At 65.8% G+C, this 23,404-nt stretch carries 15 protein-coding genes and 1 pseudogene; 9 read left to right on the top strand and 7 right to left on the bottom strand.

The features are described 5' to 3' along the window. The first annotated feature begins 229 nt into the window (after positions 1–229). Positions 230–694 carry a DUF1203 domain-containing protein gene (locus tag ETW23_RS21475; RefSeq protein WP_129372373.1) on the top strand — a complete coding sequence of 155 codons (465 nt, stop codon included), beginning with the start codon at positions 230–232 and terminating at the stop codon, positions 692–694. Between the two features lie 202 nt (positions 695–896). Here ETW23_RS21475 and ETW23_RS21470 read toward each other — a convergent pair whose 3' ends face one another. Beyond that, positions 897–1,826 (bottom strand): ABC transporter ATP-binding protein, encoded by a 930-nt coding sequence (locus tag ETW23_RS21470; RefSeq protein WP_134831201.1) that lies wholly within the window; start codon positions 1,824–1,826, stop codon positions 897–899. A 71-nt stretch (positions 1,827–1,897) separates the two neighbouring features. Here ETW23_RS21470 and ETW23_RS21465 point away from each other — a divergent pair, with 71 nt between their 5' ends. After that, positions 1,898–2,092 (top strand): zinc-finger domain-containing protein, encoded by a 195-nt coding sequence (locus ETW23_RS21465; protein ID WP_129372375.1) that lies wholly within the window; start codon positions 1,898–1,900, stop codon positions 2,090–2,092. A gap of 131 nt (positions 2,093–2,223) precedes the next feature. After that, entirely contained in the window at positions 2,224–2,709 is a 486-nt protein-coding gene (locus tag ETW23_RS21460) for a flavodoxin family protein (protein WP_134831200.1), read from the top strand. A 111-nt stretch (positions 2,710–2,820) separates the two neighbouring features. Here the strand turns inward: ETW23_RS21460 and ETW23_RS21455 are convergent, their stop codons facing one another. After that, entirely contained in the window at positions 2,821–3,330 is a 510-nt protein-coding gene (locus tag ETW23_RS21455; RefSeq protein WP_129372377.1) for a hypothetical protein, read from the bottom strand. Positions 3,331–3,361: 31 nt separating this feature from the next. Between ETW23_RS21455 and polA the strand changes: the two genes are divergently transcribed. Beyond that, positions 3,362–6,163 carry a DNA polymerase I gene (polA, locus tag ETW23_RS21450; RefSeq protein WP_134831199.1) on the top strand — a complete coding sequence of 934 codons (2,802 nt, stop codon included), beginning with the start codon at positions 3,362–3,364 and terminating at the stop codon, positions 6,161–6,163. Between the two features lie 343 nt (positions 6,164–6,506). Here polA and ETW23_RS21445 read toward each other — a convergent pair whose 3' ends face one another. Beyond that, positions 6,507–6,743 carry a DUF2798 domain-containing protein gene (locus ETW23_RS21445; RefSeq protein WP_129372379.1) on the bottom strand — a complete coding sequence of 79 codons (237 nt, stop codon included), beginning with the start codon at positions 6,741–6,743 and terminating at the stop codon, positions 6,507–6,509. A 90-nt stretch (positions 6,744–6,833) separates the two neighbouring features. Further along, entirely contained in the window at positions 6,834–7,586 is a 753-nt protein-coding gene (locus ETW23_RS21440; RefSeq protein WP_129372380.1) for a hydroxypyruvate isomerase family protein, read from the bottom strand. 212 nt (positions 7,587–7,798) lie between these two features. Between ETW23_RS21440 and ETW23_RS21435 the strand changes: the two genes are divergently transcribed. After that, positions 7,799–8,113: a cupin domain-containing protein gene (locus tag ETW23_RS21435; RefSeq protein ID WP_134831198.1), complete on the top strand. Its 315-nt coding sequence runs from the start codon at positions 7,799–7,801 to the stop codon at positions 8,111–8,113. Between the two features lie 3 nt (positions 8,114–8,116). On the opposite strand, the gene ETW23_RS21430 is transcribed toward ETW23_RS21435, so the two are convergent. Further along, positions 8,117–8,713: a DUF1285 domain-containing protein gene (locus ETW23_RS21430; protein WP_134831197.1), complete on the bottom strand. Its 597-nt coding sequence runs from the start codon at positions 8,711–8,713 to the stop codon at positions 8,117–8,119. A 64-nt stretch (positions 8,714–8,777) separates the two neighbouring features. Between ETW23_RS21430 and ETW23_RS21425 the strand changes: the two genes are divergently transcribed. From ETW23_RS21425 to ETW23_RS21410, 4 genes are read left to right on the top strand one after another with little or no spacing between them, the layout of a single operon-like run. Then, positions 8,778–9,785 carry a MoxR family ATPase gene (locus ETW23_RS21425; RefSeq protein WP_129372383.1) on the top strand — a complete coding sequence of 336 codons (1,008 nt, stop codon included), beginning with the start codon at positions 8,778–8,780 and terminating at the stop codon, positions 9,783–9,785. Further along, positions 9,782–10,687: a DUF58 domain-containing protein gene (locus tag ETW23_RS21420; RefSeq protein WP_134831196.1), complete on the top strand. Its 906-nt coding sequence runs from the start codon at positions 9,782–9,784 to the stop codon at positions 10,685–10,687. The genes ETW23_RS21425 and ETW23_RS21420 overlap by 4 nt, the downstream gene beginning before the upstream one ends. Next, a complete protein-coding gene (locus tag ETW23_RS21415; protein ID WP_134831195.1) occupies positions 10,684–13,467 on the top strand; it encodes a DUF4159 domain-containing protein in 2,784 nt (927 codons plus the stop codon). Before ETW23_RS21420 ends, ETW23_RS21415 begins: the two co-directional genes overlap by 4 nt. A gap of 9 nt (positions 13,468–13,476) precedes the next feature. Beyond that, positions 13,477–15,519 carry a hypothetical protein gene (locus ETW23_RS21410; protein WP_134831194.1) on the top strand — a complete coding sequence of 681 codons (2,043 nt, stop codon included), beginning with the start codon at positions 13,477–13,479 and terminating at the stop codon, positions 15,517–15,519. A gap of 180 nt (positions 15,520–15,699) precedes the next feature. On the opposite strand, the gene pbpC is transcribed toward ETW23_RS21410, so the two are convergent. Together pbpC and ETW23_RS21400 are read right to left on the bottom strand one after the other, a co-directional pair. Beyond that, complete coding sequence (gene pbpC, locus ETW23_RS21405) at positions 15,700–17,706, bottom strand: penicillin-binding protein 1C (protein ID WP_134831193.1); 2,007 nt, start codon at positions 17,704–17,706, stop codon at positions 15,700–15,702. A gap of 136 nt (positions 17,707–17,842) precedes the next feature. After that, positions 17,843–23,300, bottom strand: a pseudogene (locus tag ETW23_RS21400) (alpha-2-macroglobulin family protein). Positions 23,301–23,404: the final 104 nt, after the last annotated feature.

Below are 23,404 nucleotides of genomic sequence, written 5' to 3'. Positions count from 1 at the left end.
GCATGATATTCCTGTTTTGTTCCCATGTGGAGTCCTGCCGCACCGCCAGCCGCAAACGCCGCCCGCGCCGCGCACAGCGCGGCGCTTGGCCCAACCGCCGCAGGGCATTTTCAATGCCCGCACGACGGGCGGGAGCGCTTTGTTTCAGGCCACAGCAGGATGCGCAAGATCCGGGTCGATTGCGGCAGGGCGGACCGGGCATGATGGTGTCAGCAAAAGGAGAAAACGCATGATCAGGATCACCGCCCTGCCCACAGAGATTGTCCGCGCGCTGCAGGATGGCGGCACCGATGCCCATGGCCAAGTGCCGGAGCGCGCGGTGTCCGGCGGCGGCAGCAACCCCTGCCGCCACTGCCTGCAATACATCCCCGATGGCACAGGCATGCTGACCCTGGCCCACCGCCCCTTTCCCGAGGCGCAGCCCTATGCCGAGACGGGGCCGATTTTCCTGTGCGCCGATCATTGCGAACGGCACGAAGGCGAAGAGATGCCGGAGATATTGACGGGCTCCCCGGATTACCTGATCAAAGGCTACAGCGCCGATCACCGGATTGTTTACGGCACCGGCATTGTCATCCCGCAGGCGGAGATGAGGGGGCAGACGGAAGCGATCTTTGCGGATGAGCGGGTCAGCTACATCCACGTCCGGTCATCACGCAACAACTGCTACCAGGCGCGGATCGACCGGGGGTGAAGGGGGAACCGGGGGATGAAGGGGAAAGTGCCAACCCTCACGTTGACCTCGGAACACTGAGGGCGGCGTCTGCCTGGGCAGGCGCGCACGTGCCTGTCCGTTTTGCCGGAGGCAAACCTTCGGATTGACGGGCCGGCAGGCGCGGCCCGGCCTGCCGGCCGCGCGGAACAGATGTTCCAACCTGCCGGACAGACTATCCCGCTCAGGCAGACTTTGTCAGCGACAGGAAAACGTCCTCCAAGTCTGCCTCTTCAGTCTTCACGTCACGGATCGAAATACCGGCGGCATGGACCGCGGCCAGCACGTCCTCGGCGCTGGTCAGGCGGCTGCGGTAGCGCAGCACCACGGCACCGTCTTCGCGCAAACTGGCCTCGATCCCCTCGCCCTGCGGCATGACCGTGGCGGGCACCGCCGGATGCACCACCATGGTCTTGGCATCAAGCCGGCCCAGCAGGCTGGATTTGCTGTCCCGCGCCACCACCTCGCCCTGGTTGATAATGGCGATCTCGTCGCACATCTCCTCGGCTTCCTCCAGGTAATGGGTGGTGAGGATGATCGTCATGCCTTGGGCGTTCAGCTTGCGGATGTTCTGCCACAGCATCTGGCGCAGCTCGATATCGACACCCGCAGTAGGTTCATCCAGCACCAGCACCGACGGGCGGTGAACCAGCGCCTTGCCCAGCAGCAAGCGCCGCCGCATGCCGCCAGAGAGGGTCCGGGCATAAGCCTCAGCCTTGTCCGTGAGGCCGATCATCCGCAGGATTTCGTCGCTGTGGCGTTCGGGTTCGGGCACACCGTAAAGACCCGCCTGCACCTCCAGCGCGCCGCGCGGGGTGAAGAAGGGATCAAGGTTCAGCTCCTGCGGCATGACACCGATGGCGGCGCGGCTCTGGCGCGGGTTTTCGTCCTGGTCAAAGCCCCAGATCGACACTTGTCCGCTGGTCTTGCGCACCAGCCCTGCCAGAATATTGATCAGGGTGGATTTACCGGCGCCATTCGGCCCCAATAGCCCAAAGACCGAGCCGCGCGGCACCGTGAGATCGACGCCCTTCAGCGCGTGTTTCCCGGGCTGGCCTTTGTGCCCTTTGTAGATTTTACGCAAAGCTTTGATACGGATTGCATCGCTTGTCATCGCCGCTCTTGCCCCCGGTTTTTCCTTGGCTCATAAAAGCGCCTAGCCGAAAAGTGAAAGGACTGCCAGCCATGAGCACCGCCACGCCCCCTGAAGCGCCGGAAACCAGGATCGTGAACAGCCGCAAGGTGGCCTGCGACGGCAGCGAGGGCGCGCTGGGGCATCCGCGGGTCTATCTGCAGATCCCCGAGGCCGAGGGTTTCGTGGAATGCCCCTATTGCGACTGCAAGTATATCTATGAGGATGCGGCCAAGGCGGCGGAGTGATCCAACGCAGCCAAGCCCAGGCCTGCAGCGGCTGAGAACCGGAGAATTCAAGTTCTCCCGCCAAATTTCTTTGAAGAAATTTGCCAGCGCCCGGTATGGTCCCGCTGGGCTGAAGCAAACGGATGGCGCACATGGCACAGCTTCTGATCGTCTACCACTCGCGCACCGGCGGCAGCCGCCGGATGGCGGAGGCGGCGGCAGAGGCAGCACGCGGCGAGGTTTCCACGGTTCTGAAACGGGCCGTAGAGGCCGGGCCGGAGGATCTGCTGGCGGCGGATGGCTATCTGTTCTGCGCGCCGGAGAACCTGGCGGCGCTGTCCGGCCAAATGAAAGAGTTTTTCGACCGCTGCTATTATACGGTGCTGGGGCGGCTCAACGGACGGCCCTATGCGCAGCTGGTCTGTGCCGGCTCGGACGGCGAAAACGCCGCCCGGCAATGCGCCCGGATTGCCACCGGCTGGCGATTGAAACAGGTGCAGGAGCCGCTGATCATCTGCACCAATGCCCAAACGCCCGAAGCTATTCTGGCGGAGAAGGTGATCCCGGAGGACCAGCTGGATGCCTGCCGCGATCTGGGGCTGGCACTGGGCGCGGGGCTGGCGATGGGGGTGTTTTGACACTTTACCTTTGCGCACTGAAGACCATGCCTAGGTCACGCCTGTGTCCAGCCAGTTATATATATAGCAATCTTCTCGGCAAAAAAATGGCCATTCATAACTGTTTCGGCTTCAGAACCCTGAACAAACAGCACTGGCAGTTCTATAGTTTCTGTTAAGACGCTCTTTCAGCCCCGGCCCGGCCCATACTTTGAGTTTGCCGCCGCCCGACAATTCGCCATCCCCCCAAACTGTGTGCGATGCAAAATCCGCATATGCAAAACGGGCGGAGCCTTCCCGGCCATCACTGCAGGAAATGTCCGCAGTGCCGTAATTGCCGATTTTGCTTTGCACCTTCCATGTGCCCGTACACTGCACGCCCGAGGACGTTTCGCCGCTGAAACTGCCCTTAAGCCAGCCTGTTGCAGCCCCAGTGAAAATCTCTCCTCCTTCCAGGCAGGCCGCCAGGGGCGCACAATTACCCGGGCTGCCTTGCACGGTTGAACACTCTGCGGGGAAAAGGGCGTCGATTGTACCATCATTGCCCACAGGTTCAGTGCAAGACACGAGAACCGTCAGTGCAACCGGCAGAACGGCAATTGCAGTGCAGCGGGGGATGAAGGATAAGGTTTTTTGAAACATGCGGGCGCCAAATCAACGGGAGTAAATAACCATGAGCAATACTCAGTTCGGCAAAGGTTGTCATCTCCATCTGATCGACGGCTCGGCTTTCATCTTCCGCGCCTATCACGCGCTGCCGCCGCTGACGCGGAAATCCGACGGGCTGCCGATTGGGGCAGTGGCCGGCTTTTGCAACATGCTGCAGCGATATGTGGAGGGCAACACAGGCCCCGATGCGCCGACCCATGTGGCGGTGATATTCGACCATTCCGGCAAGTCGTTCCGCAACGAGATGTACGACCTTTACAAGGCCAACCGTCCGCCCGCGCCTGAGGACTTGCGCCCGCAGTTCCCGCTGACCCGCGAGGCAACCCGCGCCTTCAATATCGCCTGCAAGGAAGTCGAAGGCTTCGAGGCCGATGACATCATCGCCACCTTGGCGCATCAGGCGCGGGATGCCGGCGGGCGCTGCACTATCATCTCCTCGGACAAGGACCTGATGCAGCTGGTCGGCGGCGGCGTTGAAATGCTGGACGCGATGAAGAACAAGCGGATCGACAGCGACGGCGTGCATGAGAAGTTCGGTGTCGGCCCCGACCGGGTGGTGGATGTGCAGGCCCTGGCGGGTGACAGCGTTGATAACGTGCCCGGCGCGCCGGGGATCGGGATCAAGACCGCAGCGCTTTTGATCAATGAATTCGGCGATCTGACCAGCCTTCTGGACCGCGCCGAGGAGATCAAGCAGCCCAAGCGCCGCCAGACCCTGATCGAACACCGCGCGCAGATTGAACTGTCCAAACGGCTGGTGCAGCTGGATTGCAATATGGCGCTGGATTTCTCGCTGGAGGATCTGGAAGTGATGGAGCCGGATGCCGAGACCCTGCTGACCTTCCTGTCGGAGATGGAATTCCGCACCCTGACCAAGCGCCTTGCCGATCAGCTGGGCATGGATGCACCTGCCATTCCCGAAGCGCCCGCCGCTGCGGCTGAGGCCTCAGCACCCGTAGCAGTGCCGTTCGACAAGGACAAATACGAATGCGTCCGCGAGGCGGAAGCCTTGCAGGTCTGGGTGGACCGCATCCGCCGGCGCGGCTGGGTGGCGGTGGATACCGAGACCACCGGGCTTGATGAAATGGTTGTCGATCTGGTCGGCATTTCGCTGTGCGTGGAAGCGGGCGAGGCCTGCTATATTCCGCTGGCGCATAAGGCCGGGGGCGATGATCTGTTTGGCGGCGAGGGGTTGTCCGACGGGCAGATGCCGCTGGAAGAGGCCGTCGCAATGCTGAAGGACGTGCTGGAAGATCCGGCGATCCTGAAGATCGGCCAGAACATGAAATACGACGCCAAGATCCTGCACCGCTACGGGGTGGATGTGGCGCCGATTGACGACACCATGCTGATGTCTTACGCGCTGCATGCCGGGATGCACGGGCATGGCATGGATGCGCTGTCCGAACGCTATCTGGACCACACGCCGATCCCGATCAAGCCGCTGCTGGGCAGTGGCAAATCGGCGATCACCTTTGACCGGGTGCCGATTGACGACGCGGTGCCTTATGCGGCTGAGGACGCCGATATCACCCTGCGCCTGTGGCAGGCGTTCAAGCCGCAGCTGCATCAGGAGCGGGTGACCACGGTTTACGAGACGCTGGAACGGCCCTTGGTGCCGGTGCTGGCGGATATGGAACGCAACGGCATCAAGGTGGACCGCGATACGCTGAGCCGGATGTCCAATGCCTTTGCCCAGAAGATGGCTGGCTTGGAGGCCGAGATCCACGAGCTGGCGGGCCGCAGCTTCAACGTCGGCTCCCCCAAACAGCTGGGGGAGATCCTGTTTGACGAAATGTCCCTGCCCGGCGGCAAGAAGGGCAAGACAGGCGCCTATGCCACCGGTGCCGATATCCTTGAGGATCTGGCGACCGAGCATGATCTGCCCGCGCGGGTGCTGGACTGGCGGCAGCTCAGCAAACTGAAATCGACTTACACGGATGCGCTGCAGGACCATATCAATGCGGAAACCGGCCGGGTGCATACGTCTTATGCACAGACCGGGGCAAGCACCGGCCGCATGGCCTCGACTGATCCGAACCTGCAGAATATTCCGGTGCGCACCGAGGAAGGCCGCCGCATCCGCGAGGCCTTTGTGGCGGACGAGGGCAATGTTCTGCTATCGCTGGATTACAGCCAGATTGAGCTGCGTATTCTGGCGCATATGGCCGGGATTGACGCGCTGAAGGCGGCCTTTGCCGAGGGGCAGGATATTCACGCCATGACTGCGTCGGAGATGTTCGAGGTGCCGCTGGACCAGATGACACCGGAGATCCGCCGTCAGGCCAAGGCGATCAATTTTGGTGTGATCTACGGGATTTCAGGCTTTGGCCTGGCGCGCAATCTGCGCATTCCGCGCAAGGACGCGCAGGGGTTCATCGACCGCTATTTCGAGCGTTTCCCGGGCATCCGCAAATACATGGATCAGACGGTGGAATTCGCCAAGGAGCATGGCTATGTGCAGACCTTGTTCGGGCGCAAGATCCACACGGCGGAGATCAACGCCAAGGGGCCGAAAGCAGGCTTTGCCAAACGCGCCGCGATCAATGCGCCGATCCAGGGTACCGCTGCCGATGTGATCCGCCGGGCGATGGTCCGGATGCCTGCGGCGATTGCCCATCTGCCCGCGCGGATGCTGCTGCAGGTGCACGATGAACTGCTGTTCGAAGTGCCGGAAGCGGCAGTGGAGGAGACCATCGCAGCCGCCCGTCAGGTAATGGAGACCGCCGCCGATCCGGCAGTGCATCTGGACGTGAAACTGGTGGTGGACGCAGGCCGCGGTCAGAACTGGGCGGAGGCGCACTAAGCCAGTTTTCTTGAGGCAATTCCTTTTGAGGCAGGCGAAGCACTCCCGCCCGGCTTCGATCTGGCGATCTCATCCCGTTGGGCCAAGCGCCGCTGACGCGGCGCGGCGATTGCCGCACCCTCTCCACCCTGGGTCGAGGGAGCCGCAACGCTCCGCGCGTTCAGCGCGGCTTGCCCTTGACGCGGACTGCGCTGAAAACAATTGGGAACACCCCTCAAGGACAGACCTGCCCCAGGGGCTTCTCAGCATAGACTCTGCGCCGCGTCAGCGGCGCCACGCCCAACGGCTGCTGCGGCATCGCAGATGCAGCTTGCAGCGGGCGGGAGCTTTCCCCTGCCCGGCCTCAGCCTTCGGCCGGCTTTTTGACCAGTTTTGCCACCAGCCGCCGCACCAGCGGTGCGGCCGTGAAGGCGACGGCAAAGGCAATCGGCCAGCTGACCGACCAGGCCTGCATCCAGGCCTGCGTAAAACCCGCACCAAACCCCAGCGTTTTCCAGGTCGCCACACCAGTCACGATAAAGGACATCAGCCCCGACAGGATCAGGCTGAACAGCAGAGGGGCAAAGCGGGCGGGCAGCATCGGCGGGGTCCTTCCTGTGATCCTGCCGCCCTTATGCAGGCCGCCGTATCATATTTCAATTCACGAATGTAACAGCCCGCCTGCGGCGGCTTAACGCATCCAGCCGAGGCTGTCTTCGGTGCGCCGGGTCGAGGGCGTGTATTCGGCGCTGACCCAGCCGTCATAACCGCTGGCGTCGATGGCGGCAAACAGCGCTGGGAAATCGACCGGACCGGTGCCCGGCTCGCAGCGACCGGGTGCTGCACCGATCTGCACATGCACGGCGCGGGAGCCGAACATCTCCCAGACCTTAGCCGCATCGCCGTGGATCAGCTGGGCATGGTAGGCATCATACTGCAAACCGACGTTGGGGCGGTCCACCGCCTCCAGCACCTCCATCGCCAGGTTGTAGTCGTCCAGGAAGTAACCGGGCTGGTCGCCGCTGTTCAAAGGTTCGATTGTGAACTGCTGCTCCGGTGCGCGGCCGGCGGCCCATTGCAGGTTCTCAATGAACGTCCGCTGCGCCTCTGCACCCTTGGTATAGCCCGCCATCACATGGATCTTGCCCGCCTTCAGTACCTCGGCGTAGCGCAGCACCCGGCGGATGTCGCGCTGGAACCGGTCGACGCCCTCGGGGATGGCCGCATAGCCGGGCGTGCCGCCGGTGTAATTCGGCGGCGGCGCGTTGATCAGCAGCAGCTCCAGCCCGTTGGCAAGCAGGGCGCGCTGGGTTTCCTTGGCGGCAAGCTCATAGGGGTAAAGGATTTCCACCGCCTCAAACCCGGCGGCGGCCGCAGCCTGGAAGCGGTCGAGATAAGGCAGCTCTGCAAACAACAGCGAAATATTGGCCGCGAAGCGGGGCATGAGGGTTCTCCTTCTTCCCCGAAGGTCTAGCGCTGCGCACAGGGGCCGCCAAGGCGTCAAAAGAACAGAATTTTCATATTAAATCCTTATTAACCTTTAGCGGCAAGTTTCTGCCGCCGCGCCGGGTGGCAACTGGCATCATAGGCGACGGCAGGTGGGCATAACTGCGCGGATTGATACACGCCTAGGCTGACGTATCAGAGGAGACAGCCATGTGTGATGCAATGGGAACCGCCAAGCCGGCGGTCAGAATTGACAACGACCGTGTCCGCGTGACCGAATGGAGCTTTGCCAAACGCGGCGACAACACCGGCTGGCACCGGCACGGGTTCGACTATGTTGTGGTGCCGTTGTTTGACGGCGTGCTGGAAATCGCCCATCCCGACGGGACGCGCACAGAGACGGTGATGCAGCGTGGGGTTCCATATTTCCGCAAGGCCGGGGTGGAGCATGACGTGATCAACGGCAATGACTTTGCCTGCGCCTTTGTCGAAACCGAACTGCTGGAGGAAGCCCCCGCCGGTTAGCGGTCAGTCCGCTTCCAGCTCCACCGAAGGGATCAGCGGGAAAAACTCCCCGCCGGACCAGACGCCGAACCAGCCGTCGTGGTGCTCTCCCAGCTCTGCCAGCCGGTAGAAGCTTTTGCGGTCGATCAGCGCCTCCAGCCCGGCCCGAATCATAACGTACGGAGACGGCTCGCCGGTTTCGCCATCCCGTTCGGCCCGGACCGGGTTCTCCGCCCCCGCCGCGGCAGTGTCGCCGATATTGGTGGTGAAGGTGATCACCTGATCACGCCCCGCGCCTTCAACATCGAAATCCACCGCCACGAATGGTGCGTCCTCGACGGTGATTCCAACCTTTTCCACTGGGGTAACAAGGTAGTATTTGCCATCCTCCAGTTTGAGGATGGAGGCGAACAGCTTGACCAGTTCAAACCGGGTGAACGGCGTGCCGAGGTAATGCCAGCTGCCGTCACGGGCGATGCGAATGTCCAGATCGCCGCTGAACGGCGGGTTCCACAGGTGGACCGGCGGCAGCCCCCCGCGCTTCCCGGCCTTCTTGCCGGCCGCTTTGGCCGCCGCGGCAAGGCCTTCGGCATCGGGTGTCACAGCTTTTTGTCCGCTCATTGCTTTTGCCATTTCCAGTCAGCACGATAGAGTAACAGCATATATCCGGGAAACGAGGAATGTCATGCCTGAAACGGACGATCTGCTGGCCGGTATCGAAGCGCTGGAAGCCAAGCTGCAACAGGCGCGCGCGTCGATCACCAAGCGCTTTATCGGGCAGGAACGGGTGGTGGACCTTACCCTGTCGGTGCTCTTGTGCGGCGGTCACGGGCTGCTGATCGGCCTGCCGGGCCTTGGAAAAACCCGGCTGGTGGAGACGCTCAGCACGGTAATGGGGCTGGATGGCAGCCGGATCCAGTTCACCCCGGACCTGATGCCCGCGGACATTCTGGGGTCTGAGGTGCTGGACACGGCGGAGGACGGCCACCGCTCGTTCCGGTTTGTGCCGGGGCCGGTGTTCTGCCAGCTGTTGATGGCGGATGAGATCAACCGCGCCAGCCCCCGCACCCAGTCGGCGCTGCTGCAGGCGATGCAGGAGCGGATGGTGACGGTGGCAGGCGAGGACCGGCCCTTGGGTGCGCCGTTCCATGTGCTGGCGACCCAGAACCCGATTGAGCAGGAGGGCACCTATCCGCTGCCCGAGGCGCAGCTGGACCGGTTTCTGTTGCAGATCGACGTGAATTACCCGGACCGTGCGACTGAGCGGGATATTCTGCTGGCTACCACGGGGGCAGAGGAAGCGGAGGCTTATCAGGTATTTACGGCAGCGGAGCTGATCGGCGCGCAGACCCTGTTGCGGCGGATGCCGGTGGGGGAATCGGTGGTCGAGATGATCCTGGATCTGGTGCGCGCCTTCCGCCCCGAAGAACCCGGCGTGTCCGGCCATGTGGCGCAGACCGTGGCCTGGGGGCCGGGTCCGCGGGCGGCGCAGGCGCTGATGCTGGCAGTCCGGGCACGGGCGCTGCTGCAGGGGCGGCTGGCGCCCAATGCCGAGGACGTGCTGGACATGGCGCAGCCGGTGCTGAGCCACCGGATGCAGCTGAACTTTGCCGCGCGGGCGCGCGGTGACAGCCTGGCTGCCCTGATTGCGGAAACCGCCGCTGATCTGGCCCGGACCGGGGCCGCCGCGTGACCAGAGAAACCGCCTCCGTACCGGCCTCTGGTGCAGCAGCAGGACTGCGGCACCGGGCCGAGGCCGCGGCCAGTGCCCTGCCGCCCTTGCTAGTGCAGGCGCGGCATTTGGCCGGGTCTGTCCTGATGGGCGAACATGGCCGCCGCCGCGCGGGCACGGGGGATGATTTCTGGCAGTACCGGCCGGCGCAAGCGGGCGACAGCCGCCGGATGATCGACCACCGGCGTTCGGCCCGCGGCGACATTCAGTTTGTGCGCGAGCGGGAGTGGCAGATTTCCCAGACGGTGCATCTGTGGGTGGACACTGGCGCCTCAATGCGGTTTGCCTCGTCTCCGAAGCTGCCGCAAAAGGCAGACCGCGCCCGGTTGCTGGCGCTGGCAGCCTCGGTGCTGATGGTGCAGGGCGGCGAGCGGGTTGGCCTGACCGGCGGCGGCCTGCCGCCCCGGCGCGGCAATGTGCAGATCCTGCGGCTGGCCGAGGCGCTCTCGGACGACGCGGAACAGGATTACGCGCCGCCGAACGACCGCGCCCTGATCCCGCATGCCCGCGCCCTGTTCATTTCGGATTTCCTGGGACCGTCCGAACCGATGGAGCAGGCGCTGTCCAAGGCTGCGGCACGCGGCGTGCGCGGGGTGCTGTTGCAGGTGCTGGACCCGGCAGAGGAGGCCTTTCCGTTCTCCGGGCGCACGGTGTTTGAAAGCATCAAGGGCGGTGTCACACATGAAACATTGAAGGCCTCGGCGCTGCAGGAGCGCTATCTGGACCGGCTGGCCGAGCGCCGCAGCGTGCTGGAACGCCTGTGCCGCGAGGCCGGCTGGCGCTTTGGCCAGCATCACACGGGCGATACGGCGCAAAATGCGCTTATGTGGCTATACCACGCATTGGAGCGGACCGCGCCATGACAATGATTGCAGGCATCGGTTTTACGGCGCCCTGGCTTTTGCTGGGGCTCTTGGCTTTGCCGGTGCTGTGGCTGCTGTTGCGTGCGATACCGCCCGCCCCCAAGCGCCAGCCGTTTCCGGCGGTGACGCTGCTGCTGGGCCTTAAGGACGACGAGAGCCTGTCGGACCGCACCCCTTGGTGGCTGCTGCTGCTGCGGATACTGGCGGTGGCGGCGGCGATCATCGGGCTGGCGGGGCCGGTACTCAATCCCGCAACCGAAAAGGCAGGCGGCCGCGGGCCGCTGCTGATCGTAATGGATGCCAGCTGGGGCGGTGCTGCGGGCTGGAAACAGACCAGCGCCCAGGCCGCGGCGCAGCTGGAGGAGGCGGGCCGCGCCGGACGCCCGGTGGCCGTCCTGCGGCTGAGCGCACCGGAACCCTTGCAGTTCCGCGCTGCCAGCGACTGGCAGCGGCAATTGGCCGGGCTGGCGCCCCTGCCCTGGCAGCCGGGACCGGATCAGCTGCAGCAGACCGTGGCCGCGATTGCCGCGGCAGAGGGCGGATTTGACACCGTCTGGTTCAGCGACGGGCTGGCGTATCCGGACCGCGGCGGAGTGATCGAAGCCCTGGGCCGCCGTGGTGATATCGAAGTTTTTGAGCAGCCGCTGCCGGTACTGGGGCTGCAGCCCGCCAGCTATTCCGGCGGGGCAATCGAACTGACGGTGCAGCGCAACCGCGCCGGGCCTGCACAGGAGGTTTCGGTGGTCGCGCAGGGCAAAGACCCCGGCGGCACCGCGCGCAGCCTGGCGGTGCTGCCGCTGCGGTTTGCGGATGGCGCCCGCAGCGCCACGGCTGAGCTGTCGCTGCCGGCCGAGCTGCGCGCGCGGCTGTCGCGGTTCGAAATCCGTGATGTGAAATCCGCAGGCGCAGTGGCGCTGACCGATGACAGCTTGCGGCGGCGAGAGGTGGCGCTGGTCTCCTCTGAAAGCGCCGATGAAGCGCTGGCGCTGCTGTCGCCGCTGCATTACCTGCGCCAGGCGCTGGAGCCCTCTGCCGAGCTGCTGGAGGGTGCGCTGGCGGATCTGCTGCCTGCGAACCCGGATGTGATCGTGCTGGCGGATGTGGCGCGGCTGGCGCCCGCACAGGAAGAGGCGGTGATCACATGGGTGGAAAACGGCGGTCTGCTGTTGCGCTTTGCCGGGCCAAGGCTGGCCGCCAGCGACACAGCGCGCAGCGGCGAGGAACCCTTGATGCCGGTGCGGTTGCGCATTGGCGGCCGCAGCATTGGCGGCGCGATGAGCTGGGGCGAACCGAAGACACTGGCCCCCTTTGCCGAGACCTCGCCCTTCTACGGGCTGGAGGTGCCGGGCGAGGTCTCGATCAGCTCGCAGGTGGTGGCACAGCCCGATCCGCAGCTGGCGGACCGGGTGATTGCCGAACTGGGCGACGGCACGCCGCTGGTCACCCGCAAGACGCTGGGCCAGGGCCAGGTGGTGCTGTTTCACGTGACCGCCAATGCGGAGTGGAGCAGCCTGCCGCTGTCCGGCCTGTTTGTGTCGATGCTGGAGCGGTTGGCGGTGTCTTCCTCTGCCGCCGCACCTACGGCTGCGGACCTGGAGGGCACCACCTGGACCCCGGTTGAAGTGCTGGACGGCTTTGGCCGGCTGGCGGCGGCGGAAACGCTGCCCGGCGTTAAAGGCCCGGATCTGGTGGCGGCACCCGCCGGGCCGGAGCTTCGCCCCGGTGTCTATGATGGCGGGCGCCGGATGCTGGCCCGCAATGTGCTGCGCCCGGGCGATGAGTTGCAGGCCGCGCGCTGGCCTGCCTCGGTTGCGGTCAGCAGCTATGACGCGCCTCAGGAGCTGCCGCTGGGCGGCGTGCTGCTGACGCTGGCGCTGGGGCTCTTGGCACTGGATGCACTGGGTACGCTGGTCCTTTCCGGCCTGCTGGGCGGTGCCCGGACTGCGGCTCTGGCAGCTGCGCTTGGGCTGGCGGCATGGGCCGCGCCGCAGGAGCTGCAGGCGCAGAACGCAGCGGCGCCTGAAGATTTCAGAGCGGCGGAGCTGGCCTCGGAACTGGTGCTGGCACATGTGCTGACCGGCGACCGGGAGGTGGACCGCATCGCAGCGGCCGGCCTGCGCGGACTGTCCGAGACGCTGTTCTTCCGCACTTCGGTCGAGCCTGCCGCCCCGGCGGGTGTCGATCTGGAGCGCGATGAGCTGGCGTTTTATCCGCTTCTGTACTGGCCGGTCACGCGGGATCAGCGGCTGCCCTCATCCCAGGCTTACGGCAAGCTGAACGCATATCTGCGGGCGGGCGGCATGATCCTGTTCGACACCCGGGATGCGGATCTGGCGGTCTCCGGCACCACCAGCCCGGCGGCGCGGCGGCTGCAGCAGATTGCGCTGCCGCTGGACGTGCCGCCGCTGGAAGTGCTGCCGGAAGATCATGTGCTGACCCGGGCCTTTTATTTGCTGCAGGCCTTTCCTGGCCGCCACAGCCGCGGCCCGGTCTGGGTCGAGGCCGCACCGCCGGATGCGGAACAGGCCGAGGGCATCCCGTTCCGCAACCTCAACGACGGGGTGACGCCGGTGGTGATCGGCGGCAATGACTGGGCGGCGGCCTGGGCCGTGGACGGTAACGGGCGGCCCTTGCTGCCGGTCGGGCGCGGCTATGCCGGCGAGCGGCAGCGCGAACTGGCGTTCCGGTTCGGCGTCAACCTGGTGATGCATGTGCTGACCGGGAATTACAAATCCGACCAGGTGCATGTGCCCGCACTGCTGGACCGGCTGGGGCAATAGGGGAACCCGATGACACAGACGATCCTGTTTGACCCGCTGGTGCCATGGCCGGTGATCTGGGCCGCGGGTGCCATAACACTGGCGGCGCTGGTGCTGGGCCTGTGGAGGGGACTGTCAGGCTGGGCGCTGCGGGCGCTGGCGGCGCTTGTGTTGCTGGCCGCGCTGGCAGGTCCGGTGCATCAAAGCGAGGACCGCGCCCCCTTAAGCGACATCGTGATTGTGGCCGAGGACCAGACTGCCAGCCAGCAGCTGCGCGGCCGCCCGGAACAGATGGCGCGGGCACGGACTCAGCTGAAGGCAGCATTGGCCGCGCGGGCAGGCACCGAGGTGCGCTGGATCACCGTTCCGGACGGCGAAGGCGACGCGGGCACCCGTCTGATAGCGGCCATCGCGCAGGCGCTGGCGGATGAGCCGCGGGCGCGGGTGGCGGTGATCATTGCCCTGTCCGACGGCCAGGTTCATGACGCGGATCAGGTGCTGAACCTGCCTGCGCCGATGCATTTGCTGCTGACCGGCCGCAAAGACGATTGGGACCGCCGCCTGATCGTGAAGAACGCCCCCGGTTTTGCCATCATCGGGGAGCCGGTGAAGCTGACGCTGCGGATCGAGGATCAGGGCGCGGTGCCGGTTCAGGGCGGCTTTGCGGATCTGAACATTTCAGTCGGCGGCGACGCGCCGCAGCGTTTCACCCTGCCAATCGGCGTCGATTTCGAGCTGCCGATGGTACTGCAGCACGGCGGTCGCAATGTAATCCGGTTCAGCGTGCCGGAAGAGCCGGGCGAGCTGACGGCGCGCAACAACCAGGCCTTGGTGCAGATCAACGGGGTCCGCGACCGGCTGAGGGTGCTGCTGGTCTCGGGCGAGCCGCACGCGGGCGGGCGCACCTGGCGCAATCTGTTGAAGTCCGACAGCGCCGTGGATCTGGTGCATTTCACCATCCTGCGCCCGCCGGAAAAACAGGATGGCGTGCCGGTGGAGGAGCTGTCGCTGATCGCCTTCCCGACGCGCGAGCTGTTTCTGGAGAAAATCGACGATTTCGACCTGATCATCTTTGACCGCTACAAGCGGCGCGGCATCCTGCCTGCGGTCTATCTGGACAATGTGGCCAATTACGCGATGGGCGGCGGCGCGGTGCTGGTGGCCGCCGGGCCGGATTTTGCCAGCGCCGACAGCATCTACCGCTCACCTTTGTCACTGATCCTTCCCGCCGAACCCTCGGCGCGGGTGCTGCAAGAGGCCTACCGCCCGGAGGTGACCGATCTGGGCAAGCAGCATCCGGTGACCTCGGGGCTGGAGGGAGCTGCGGATTGGGGCCGCTGGCTGCGCCAGGTTGAGCTGCGCCGTCCCGAGGGACATGTGCTGATGAACGGCGCGGGCGAACGCCCGCTTCTGGTGCTGAACCGGGTGGGCGAGGGGCGGGTGGCGCTGCTGGCATCAGACCATGCCTGGTTGTGGAGCCGCGGCTATGAGGGCGGCGGGCCGCAGCTGGAACTGCTGCGCCGTCTCGCCCATTGGATGATGAAGGAACCGGAACTGGAGGAAGAGGCGCTGTGGGCCGAAGCTTCGGGCCAGCGGATGCGTATCCTGCGCCGCACACTTGCCGGTCAGACCGGGCCGGTGACGGTGACCAACCCGGATGGCTCCACCGTGGAGCTGGCGCTGCGCCAGACTGCACCGGGACAGTGGGAGGCCCGTTATGACGGTCCGGAAGCGGGGCTGTACCGGCTGGAAGAAGGCGGCGAGACGGCAGTGGCCGGGCTGGGGCCTGCGGCACCGAAAGAATTCGAGGAAACCATTGCCACCGGCGAAGTGCTGGCGCCGGTTCTGGAACCTTTGCGCGGCGGTGTGCTGCGGCTGGAGGACGGTATGCCGTCCTTGCGCAACATGCGGGCCGGGCGCCCGGCGGCGGGACGCGGCTGGATCGGACTTACGCCGCGCGCGGCTTATGAAACGCTGTCAGTCAGCCAAGGACCGCTGCTGCCGGGCTGGCTAGCGCTGGTTATGGCGTCGTTCTTTATCGTCGCGGGCTGGCTGCGGGAAGGGCGGCGGTAAGCGGCTTCAACCGGTGTCACAACGGGCGGGGTCCTCCCGCCCATCGCAGGTTTCCTGCCGGAATCCCGCGAAAGTTGGGCCAAGCGCCGCGCCAAAGGCGCGGCGCGGGTCGCTTCGGGCGCAGCCCGAAGCGAAACACCTCTGCCCGGCAGTGCCCCGCGTCGATTGACGCCACCCGCATTAGTCAATCCGCAGGTCGACCCGGTCAGACCGGCCTTCACCATCGACAATCACCAGCGAAGAAAAACCAGGGCCGGGGCTGGGCAGGGAGAACTCTCGCCGGCGCTGTCCCGTCAGCACCGGCAGGCCGTTTGCCATCACCAGAAACGGCGCGGTGCCGCCGCGGAGTTTCAGTGTCAGGTCCGCGCCTTCCAGCATCAGCCGGGCGCCTTCGGGCGGGAAGATCAGTTCCGGCGCATCCGCGGGTTCCGAGAAGGCGGCATCGCGGGGGCGGAAGCGCTGCAGGGGCTGCGGCAATTCGGCCGAGCTGACGATCAGCGTGGCGGGGGGCGGCGGCGGCAGCGGGTCGAGGGCCGGTTTCAGGCGGCCAAATGCTTCAAACAGCACCGGTGCTGCAAGGTCGCCGCCAAAGATACCGGGGACAGGCGTGCCGTCGGCGCGGCCCATCCAGACGCCGATCACGTGCCGTCCGTCCCAGCCGATCGCCCAGGCATCGCGGTGGCCATAGGAGGTGCCGGTCTTATAGGCGATGGTGCCGCTGCGCGCGCCCGCAGGCACCGGCAGCCCGCGCAGGATGTCTGCGACTTGCCAGGCGGCCTCGGGCGAGGTCAGGCGGCCTGCGGGCGCGGGCGCTTCGCCCTGCAACATGCGCAAGGCCGGCCCCTGCCCGCTTGCCGCCAGCCCGGCGTAAAGCTGCACCATGTCTTGCAGGCTGATGCCCAGCCCGCCCAGCGACAGCGCCAGGCCGGGGGCGCCGCCGGGCAGCTCCGGCTTGGCACCGCCAGCGCGCAAGGACGCCAGCACACGCGCCGGTCCCAGCTCCTGCGTCAGCTTCACCACTGGGATGTTGAGCGATAGCTGCAGCGCTTTGCGCAGCCTTATGTCGCCGCGGAACTCACCATCGAAATTCTGCGGCGCGTAGCCTGCGAAGTTGACGGGACCGTCGTGGATCAGGGTTTCCGGGTGGGCCAGCCCCTGATCGAAAGCGAGACCGTAGATCAGCGGTTTCAGGGTCGAACCGGGGGAGCGGATCGCCTGTGTCATATCGACAAAGCCGCGCCTTTGCGCATCGGAATAGCCGGGAGAACCAACCAGCACCAGCACTTCGCCGGTCTGGTGGTCCGCGGCGATCAGGGCAGCGGAGAGAGACGGGGTGGCGCTGCGGGCCGCCTCTGCCAGCAACTGTTGCATCCGGGATTGCACCACGCTGTCGATGGTCAGCCTGATCTGCCGCTTGCCAGGGTGCTGTGCCTTCACCCGGTCCGCCAAATGCGGTGCCAGCCGCGGGAAGGCCGCCATTTGGTGCGGCAACGGAGTGCGGCGGGCTGCCTCGGCCTGTTCTTCGCTCAGGAGGCCCTGGCGCTGCATCCGGGCGAGCACGCGGTCGCGGGCCTCGCTGGCGGCCTCTGGGAAACGGTCCGGGCGGCGGCGTTCAGGGGATTGCGGCAGGGCGACCAGCAGCGCCGCTTCTGCCGGGGTGAGGCGGCGCGGTTCTTTGCCGAACCAGCTGTAGGCCGCCGCGCGGATGCCCTCTGCCGCGCCGCCATAGGGGGCGTGCGTCAGGTAGAGGGTGAGGATCCCGTCCTTGCTGAGGCGGCGTTCCAGCGCCAGCGCCACCCGCATCTGGCGCAGCTTGCCGGCCCAGCGGCCGGTGGTGCCGTCCTCCAGCAGGCGCGCCACCTGCATGGTCAGGGTAGAGCCGCCGGAGACCGCGCGGCCATTCCAAAGCGCCTGACCTGCGGCGCGCAGCAGGGCAATGGGGTCGACACCGGCGTGGGAGCGGAAGCGCTTGTCCTCGTAGCGCAGCAGCATGTCGAGGAAGCGCGGGTCGACGTCCTCGGGCTGGACAGCGAGACGCCAGAGGCCTGTGCCGACCGGGTAGGCGCGCAAAAGCTTGCCGTTGCGGCCGAGTACTTCAGTGGAGGTTTCGGCGAGGGTGAGGGGGAGATCTGTGGCGTCGATCCAAGCATCGAAGCTGCGCCAAGCCGTGAAAGCAGCCGCAAGCAGGACCGCTAAAGTAGCGGTGTACCATTTCCACCTTCTGCTTGGCCGATAGGCCGGGCAGCGCCCGTCCGCCCCCCGGGCGGGCGCTGCCCGGCCACCCGCGGACGGACGCTGCCCTCTGAGCTGTTCAGCCGGCGTTTCACTTCACGACCACGCGCCCCGTGCCGGTCCTCGCGCGGTAGGCGGGGCGGTACATGTCTTCGACCGAGGCTGCCGGGTGGTGGAAGGTGCCGGGCGTCACCGCGCGGGCGATATAGGCCAGTGTCACCGGCGCGGCATCGCGCATATTCACAGCAGCCAGAAAACGGTCGCTGCGGAATTCGGTGTGTTCGGCCCCGGCCGGGTTCAGCCAGTCCAGATCGCGCAGGTCGCCGGAGCGCAAGAGGTTCGGGTTATCGATCTCGAACCCGGCAGGCAGCGGATCGTTGATCATCAGCCTCGCACCGGTCTTCTCATGCGGTTTCACCCGCAGGACAGAGACAAAACGCGCGCCTGTAGTGACAGACTGCACGTCCAGCGGCTGGCCATCCAGCGTGTAGTAGCTGCGTTCGATGGTGTAGCCGAAGCCGCCCGCGGCCGGCGGGACCAGTGGCACGCCAAGCGTGCTGAGGGTGATCTCCGCAGACCGCCCGCTGGCGGCAGTCAGCGCCAGCTCCGGTGTGTTGTGCCCGTCTGCAGCCTGCACAAATGGCCCCTGAACAGGCTGACCGTTGACCAGAAGGCCGGAATCCTCGGGGTCCGGGTCAGCGCGTGGGCGGCCATCAGGGTCCAGGCGGACTCTTGCGTGGAGCGATGGCCGCTGGCGTCGGCAAGCCGCGACGACAGGCTGACGCGGTCCACAGCCTCGGACCCGGCCTCGGCGGCAAGGGCCAGAACGCCAGCAGTATCGCGCAAGGCGGTGCCAAAGTCGGCGCGCCAGAGGCGGCTGTCCTTTTGCCCATCGGACCCGATCATCTGCGCGGCGCGGCTGAACATCCGGTCCGCACGGCGCTGATCGCCATAGGCTGCAAGGGCCGCGCCCAATTGGGCGGCAGCAAGCGGGGTGGCGAAGGCCTCACCCTTCACATCGGCGTAATAGCGCAGGTCGCCCATCCGGGCCGCACCCTCGCGCGCCAGAACATGGAGGGCATAGGCAATCTCCTCGCCGCCGGTATCGAAGTCGGGGGCATAGTTGATGCGGTTGCGCAGGTTGTCCATCGCCTGGGCAAAGGCCTGTTGCGGCACGGTGTAGCCTTGCGCGCGGGCGCGGCTGAGGAAGTCGCTGGCATAGGCGTCCAGCCAGAACTCACCGCTGTCGGCGCGCCAGAGGCCAAAGGCGCCGCTGGAGGCCTGGCGGGTCAGCACCTTGCGGATGGCGGCGTTAATGCGCGCATCCACCGCCGGGCCGTCGCCCAGACCCGCTCCCTGCGCGACGCTGCTGAGGTAGAGCAGCGGCAGCGCCTTGGAAGTCACCTGTTCGGTGCAGCCATAGGGGTACTGGTCCAGCTCTGCCAGCAGACCCGGAACGTCGAATTTGGCCAGCGGGCCAGAGGAGATGGCGGCGCGGGCGGTGCCGGGGCGCAGGCCGGTGAAAACATCTTTACTGAACAGGAAAGTGTTACCGCCTGCGAGCGTGAAGCGGCGGGTTTCAGAAACCACCGGATCATTGGCGCGAACCGGCAGACGCAAATTTTGACGCAGCACCTGCCCGTCCGGCGTGGTGAGGGTAAGGGTGAGTTCGTGGTCACCAACGGTTTCTGCCGTCACCGGCAGTTCCAGCACTGTCTTGCCCTGTTCCGCCAGGGTGACGGAGGCGGGCAGGCTGCCCAGCGTCAGACCGCCTGCGGTGCTGGCGGTCAGCGCCATGTCTCCGGCGGGGCCGTCGGCATGGACGATCTCGATCCTTGCGCGGCTTTCGTCGCCGGGCGCCAGGAAGCGCGGCAGCGCGGCGGTGACCACCACGGGATCGCGCACCAGCATGTCGGCCTCGGCCTGACCGACAGCCCGGCCGGACCAGGCGACAGCCATCAGCCGCACAGTGCCGTTGAAGGCGGGCAGGGTCATCGGGAACTCCGCTCTGCCATTGGCGTCCACTTTCAGCGGGCCGGAGAACAGCGCCACCAGGTCCTGCGTGGGCGGCGGCGATTGCATCTTGAGGCCGCTGTCAGCATCACCGCCGGAGCGGATGCGGCCCAAAGCGCCGTTGCCGGGGTCGATGAGGCGGCCATAGATGTCGCGCAGCTCCATCCCCAGCCGGCGCTGGCCATAATAATGCGCGCTGGGATCGGGGCTGGTGAAGCCGGTGAGATTGAGGATGCCAAGGTCCACGGCGGCGACGGTGAGCCAGACTTCATCGCCCTCTGCCGCGCCCTCCACGCGGAGTTCCGCCACTTGCGTGCCGCGCGGGCCGGCCACGCCGGGGACGTCAATCGTCACCTCCAGCTGTTGGCCGGGCTGGGTGATGCTAGCATGCGCCAACCCTAGGGCGCGCAGCGGGGTGCGGCCCCGGTCGCCTGCAACAGGCTGGATTATGGTGGCGGTCACATAGGCGCCGCTGCCCCAGTCCTGTGTCACCTCTAGCGGGATCACGGTTTCGCCGGCGGGAACTTCGACAGCCATGCGGTGGATCAGGTGGTTCGATACCACCGAGACCAGCGCGGTGCCCGCGGCCTGCGGCACGATGCGCAGCCGGGCGGTGTCGCCGGGTGCATAGTTTTCGCGGTCCAGCGACAGCTCCAGCCGGGCGGGCGTCCCGGTGCTGCCTTCGGGAGCGTACCAGCCGGCGTAGAAGTCATAAGCGGCAGAGGCATAGGCGCCATCCAGACGCTCCACCACCAGCTCATAACGGCCCCAGCCGACTGGCTGAGACAGCGGCAGTGGATCGCTGCCCAGCTGCGCCTCGCCCGTCGCGATACGGGTGCGGCGCGTTATAGGCTCCCAGTTCCAGTTGCCGTAAAGCTGATACCATTGATAGCGGGTCTCGACCCGGTTCAGGGTCCATTTGACACGCATCGGCACCGGCGACAGGTCCGGCGACAGGGCGATGAGTTCAAAGCCTGCCTCGGAGCCTTCTGCCGCAACCTCGTCAAACTGCGGTTTAATGCCGAGGACGGGGCCTGCAGGGCGGACAGGGATTTCCAGTGAGCGTTCGACCGGACGCGCAGCGCCATCAGCAACACGGGTGGTGAGAGTGGCCAGAAGCGGCTTGCCCTCTGCCGGGGCGGCGGCGGGCAGGTTTACAGCGAAGGCCGCGCTGCCATCAGCGCCGGTTTCCTGGCCGCCGAAAAATCCGGTCTGGGCAGAGGAGACCGTATCATAGCGGCCAAAACGGAAACCCGGCCATTGATCCAGGGAATTAGCGGCAGTGAGGCGGATGTCTCCTTCCACCTTCAGCCCGGCACCCGGCGCGCCGAACAGGTAGTCTGCTTGCAGTGCAATCTGCGCTGCACTGCCGGGCTGGAGTGTGTTTGCATTGGCGACCTCTTGCTCAAAGTCGATACGCTCGGGCAGGAAATCCTCGACCAGGATCTGGCGGCTGGCGAGCGCGGGGGACTTGAGGTCGCTTTTGATTTCAATCCGCCAGGTGCCGCGCGGGGCGGCGGGGCCGGTAGGCAGGGCAAAGACATGGCCGCCCTGATGGCCTGCGGCTGAGGTCTGGCGGGTGTATTCCACCCCGTCAGGGCGCAGCAGGATCGCGGTGAGCGGCAGGCCGTCGATCGCCTGCGCCTTGCCGTCACGCGCCAATGCGGTCACATGCACGGTTTCACCTGCACGGTAGGCGCCGCGGGTGGTGGCGAGGAAAACATCCACCGGCCCCGGTGCGGGCCGGCCGGCCACGCCGCGGTCTGACAGATCAAAAGCGGCATCGTTGAGGGCAGGAAGGTGAAATCTCCCTCCCCCGCCCGGGCAGTGATCAGCGCCGGTGACGCGCCGCCGGAACCGCGCGTCAGGCCGGGCCTGAAACGGACATAGCCGCTGGCGTCGCTTGTTTCAGTTGCCAAAACCTCATTGGCACTGGAGATCAAACTGACCTCGGCACCGGCCTGCGGTTTGGCGTCCGCCAGTCCCTGCACCTGCACATGCAGGCCATCGCTGCCCGACATGGTGCTGAGACCCAGGGTGGTCAGCACAAACCATTGCGTGGCACCGGCGTCGTCATAAGGGTCGGCACCCGGCACCCGTGCGGTGAGGGCGTACAGACCCGGTGTCTTTTGCCCAGTCAGGGCATCTTCCAGCGGCAGGCGGCTGGTCATCGCCTGATTGAGCGCAGTGCCCACTTCGGCACTGCCCTGCCAGATCTCCTCGGCGATATCGGAGGCGAAATGCTTATCCTCCCACTGGGAAAGCGGTTTGGCAAAGTACCCCTCCTGCAGGGTGCGCAGCACGTTGCGGCTGCTGACCCGGCGCAAGCGCAGGTCCAGTTCCGTCAGGTTCACGGTTTCCACCGGCAGCGCCGCAGCAGCGCCCGCGGGCAGCACATAGGCGCGGCCCGGGAAGCGGACCTTGGGCGCGCGGTCGCGCACGTAATGGGTCAGCTCCACATCCTTATAAAGCTGCTCGCCGCTGGCCGCCGGCAACCCGCGGCGCAGGGTCAGCTGGTAGCGCTTGCCGTGCTCCACCCCGTCAAAACACAGCTGCCGGCCGGATGCGGTGACTGCCAGACTGCTGCCGGCCAAGCGCACATAGTTTTCGTAATCGGTTCCGGCCTGTTCCAGATCTTCGGAGAACTCAGCGCAGATACGGGGGGCTGCGCTGTCGCTTTCAACCGTGGAGCCAGTCACGCGAAAACCGTATTTCCGGATCGCATAGTGAATCATCTCGGCATTCGCCTTAAGCGGAATGATGTTGTCAGCCAGGCGCAGCAGCGGCAGCATCTCGCGGCCGCGGCCAAGCGCCTCCACCGCTTCGGCGGCCTGACGCAGGGCCTGTGCCTGATCTGCCGGTGCCGCAGCCCGCAAGTAGCCATTGAGGGCCGCAGAATAAGCCTCCTGCCGGAAACGGCGCTGCTGGGAACGGTTGCCGGAGTCTTTGGCAGCCCGCAGCAGATAGGCCGAGAAACGGGTCCAATCCTGGGCAGAGTCAGTCAGCACCACGGCCTGCCCCATCCATCGCAATGCCGCGAGCGGCTCTGCGGCACGGAACAGCGAGCGGGCCGCCGAAACCGCCTTGGCGGCGTCATCTGTTGCCAGCGGATAGGCCAGGCCCAGCGACTGGGCAAACCCGGCCGCGCGCGGCAATTCCAGCTCCGGGATTGCGTCCAGCCGGCCTGCCCGCACAGCGGCCTCTGCCTGAAGCCCGCCGGGTGCCGGCTGTTTCAGTGCCGAAAAGGCGCCCTCATAGGAACTGGGCTGAGTCAGGGCGGATTTTGGAAAGCAGGCATTTGCCTTTTGGTTGAACACAAAACCGGCGCAATCCGTCTGGGCAGTACACGCCCGCGCGCAGGACTCGACATCCGTATCGAACAGCGGCTGCAGGTCCGAGCCGAAAAAATCGGTGTTGGCAAAAGCCTTGTACCGGAAACCGGGAACCTCCGGCCCGGCCCAGGCAGCGGGCAGAAACGCAACAAAAGAAATAAAAACAATGGCATACATTAGAACTGAAGCAAACAGACGCGGCATGGCACCCTCCAATACTTGGCGCAGGCTGGCACGGGCTTAACGTCATAGCAAGATTCACCCGCGTAACACGTAAGGGCAGCCCTGCTGTCTCTTGCGTGCGGAAT

Source organism: Leisingera sp. NJS201 (assembly GCF_004535885.1).
In the GTDB taxonomy this organism is placed as follows: domain Bacteria; phylum Pseudomonadota; class Alphaproteobacteria; order Rhodobacterales; family Rhodobacteraceae; genus Leisingera.
Note: the sequence above shows the minus strand (reverse complement) of the source record. Positions and strands in the feature narration are given on the sequence as shown.

What these genes read in the sequence shown, in the direction of transcription:
- ETW23_RS21470 (WP_134831201.1), bottom strand. Translation starts at nt 1,826, where the DNA reads ATGACAAGCGATGCAATCCGTATCAAAGCTTTGCGTAAAATCTACAAA.
- ETW23_RS21415 (WP_134831195.1), top strand. Translation starts at nt 10,684, where the DNA reads ATGACAATGATTGCAGGCATCGGTTTTACGGCGCCCTGGCTTTTGCTG.
- ETW23_RS21425 (WP_129372383.1), top strand. Translation starts at nt 8,778, where the DNA reads ATGCCTGAAACGGACGATCTGCTGGCCGGTATCGAAGCGCTGGAAGCC.
- ETW23_RS21430 (WP_134831197.1), bottom strand. Translation starts at nt 8,713, where the DNA reads ATGAGCGGACAAAAAGCTGTGACACCCGATGCCGAAGGCCTTGCCGCG.
- ETW23_RS21410 (WP_134831194.1), top strand. Translation starts at nt 13,477, where the DNA reads ATGACACAGACGATCCTGTTTGACCCGCTGGTGCCATGGCCGGTGATC.
- ETW23_RS21465 (WP_129372375.1), top strand. Translation starts at nt 1,898, where the DNA reads ATGAGCACCGCCACGCCCCCTGAAGCGCCGGAAACCAGGATCGTGAAC.
- ETW23_RS21445 (WP_129372379.1), bottom strand. Translation starts at nt 6,743, where the DNA reads ATGCTGCCCGCCCGCTTTGCCCCTCTGCTGTTCAGCCTGATCCTGTCG.
- polA (WP_134831199.1), top strand. Translation starts at nt 3,362, where the DNA reads ATGAGCAATACTCAGTTCGGCAAAGGTTGTCATCTCCATCTGATCGAC.
- ETW23_RS21435 (WP_134831198.1), top strand. Translation starts at nt 7,799, where the DNA reads ATGTGTGATGCAATGGGAACCGCCAAGCCGGCGGTCAGAATTGACAAC.
- ETW23_RS21460 (WP_134831200.1), top strand. Translation starts at nt 2,224, where the DNA reads ATGGCACAGCTTCTGATCGTCTACCACTCGCGCACCGGCGGCAGCCGC.
- ETW23_RS21440 (WP_129372380.1), bottom strand. Translation starts at nt 7,586, where the DNA reads ATGCCCCGCTTCGCGGCCAATATTTCGCTGTTGTTTGCAGAGCTGCCT.
- ETW23_RS21475 (WP_129372373.1), top strand. Translation starts at nt 230, where the DNA reads ATGATCAGGATCACCGCCCTGCCCACAGAGATTGTCCGCGCGCTGCAG.
- ETW23_RS21455 (WP_129372377.1), bottom strand. Translation starts at nt 3,330, where the DNA reads ATGTTTCAAAAAACCTTATCCTTCATCCCCCGCTGCACTGCAATTGCC.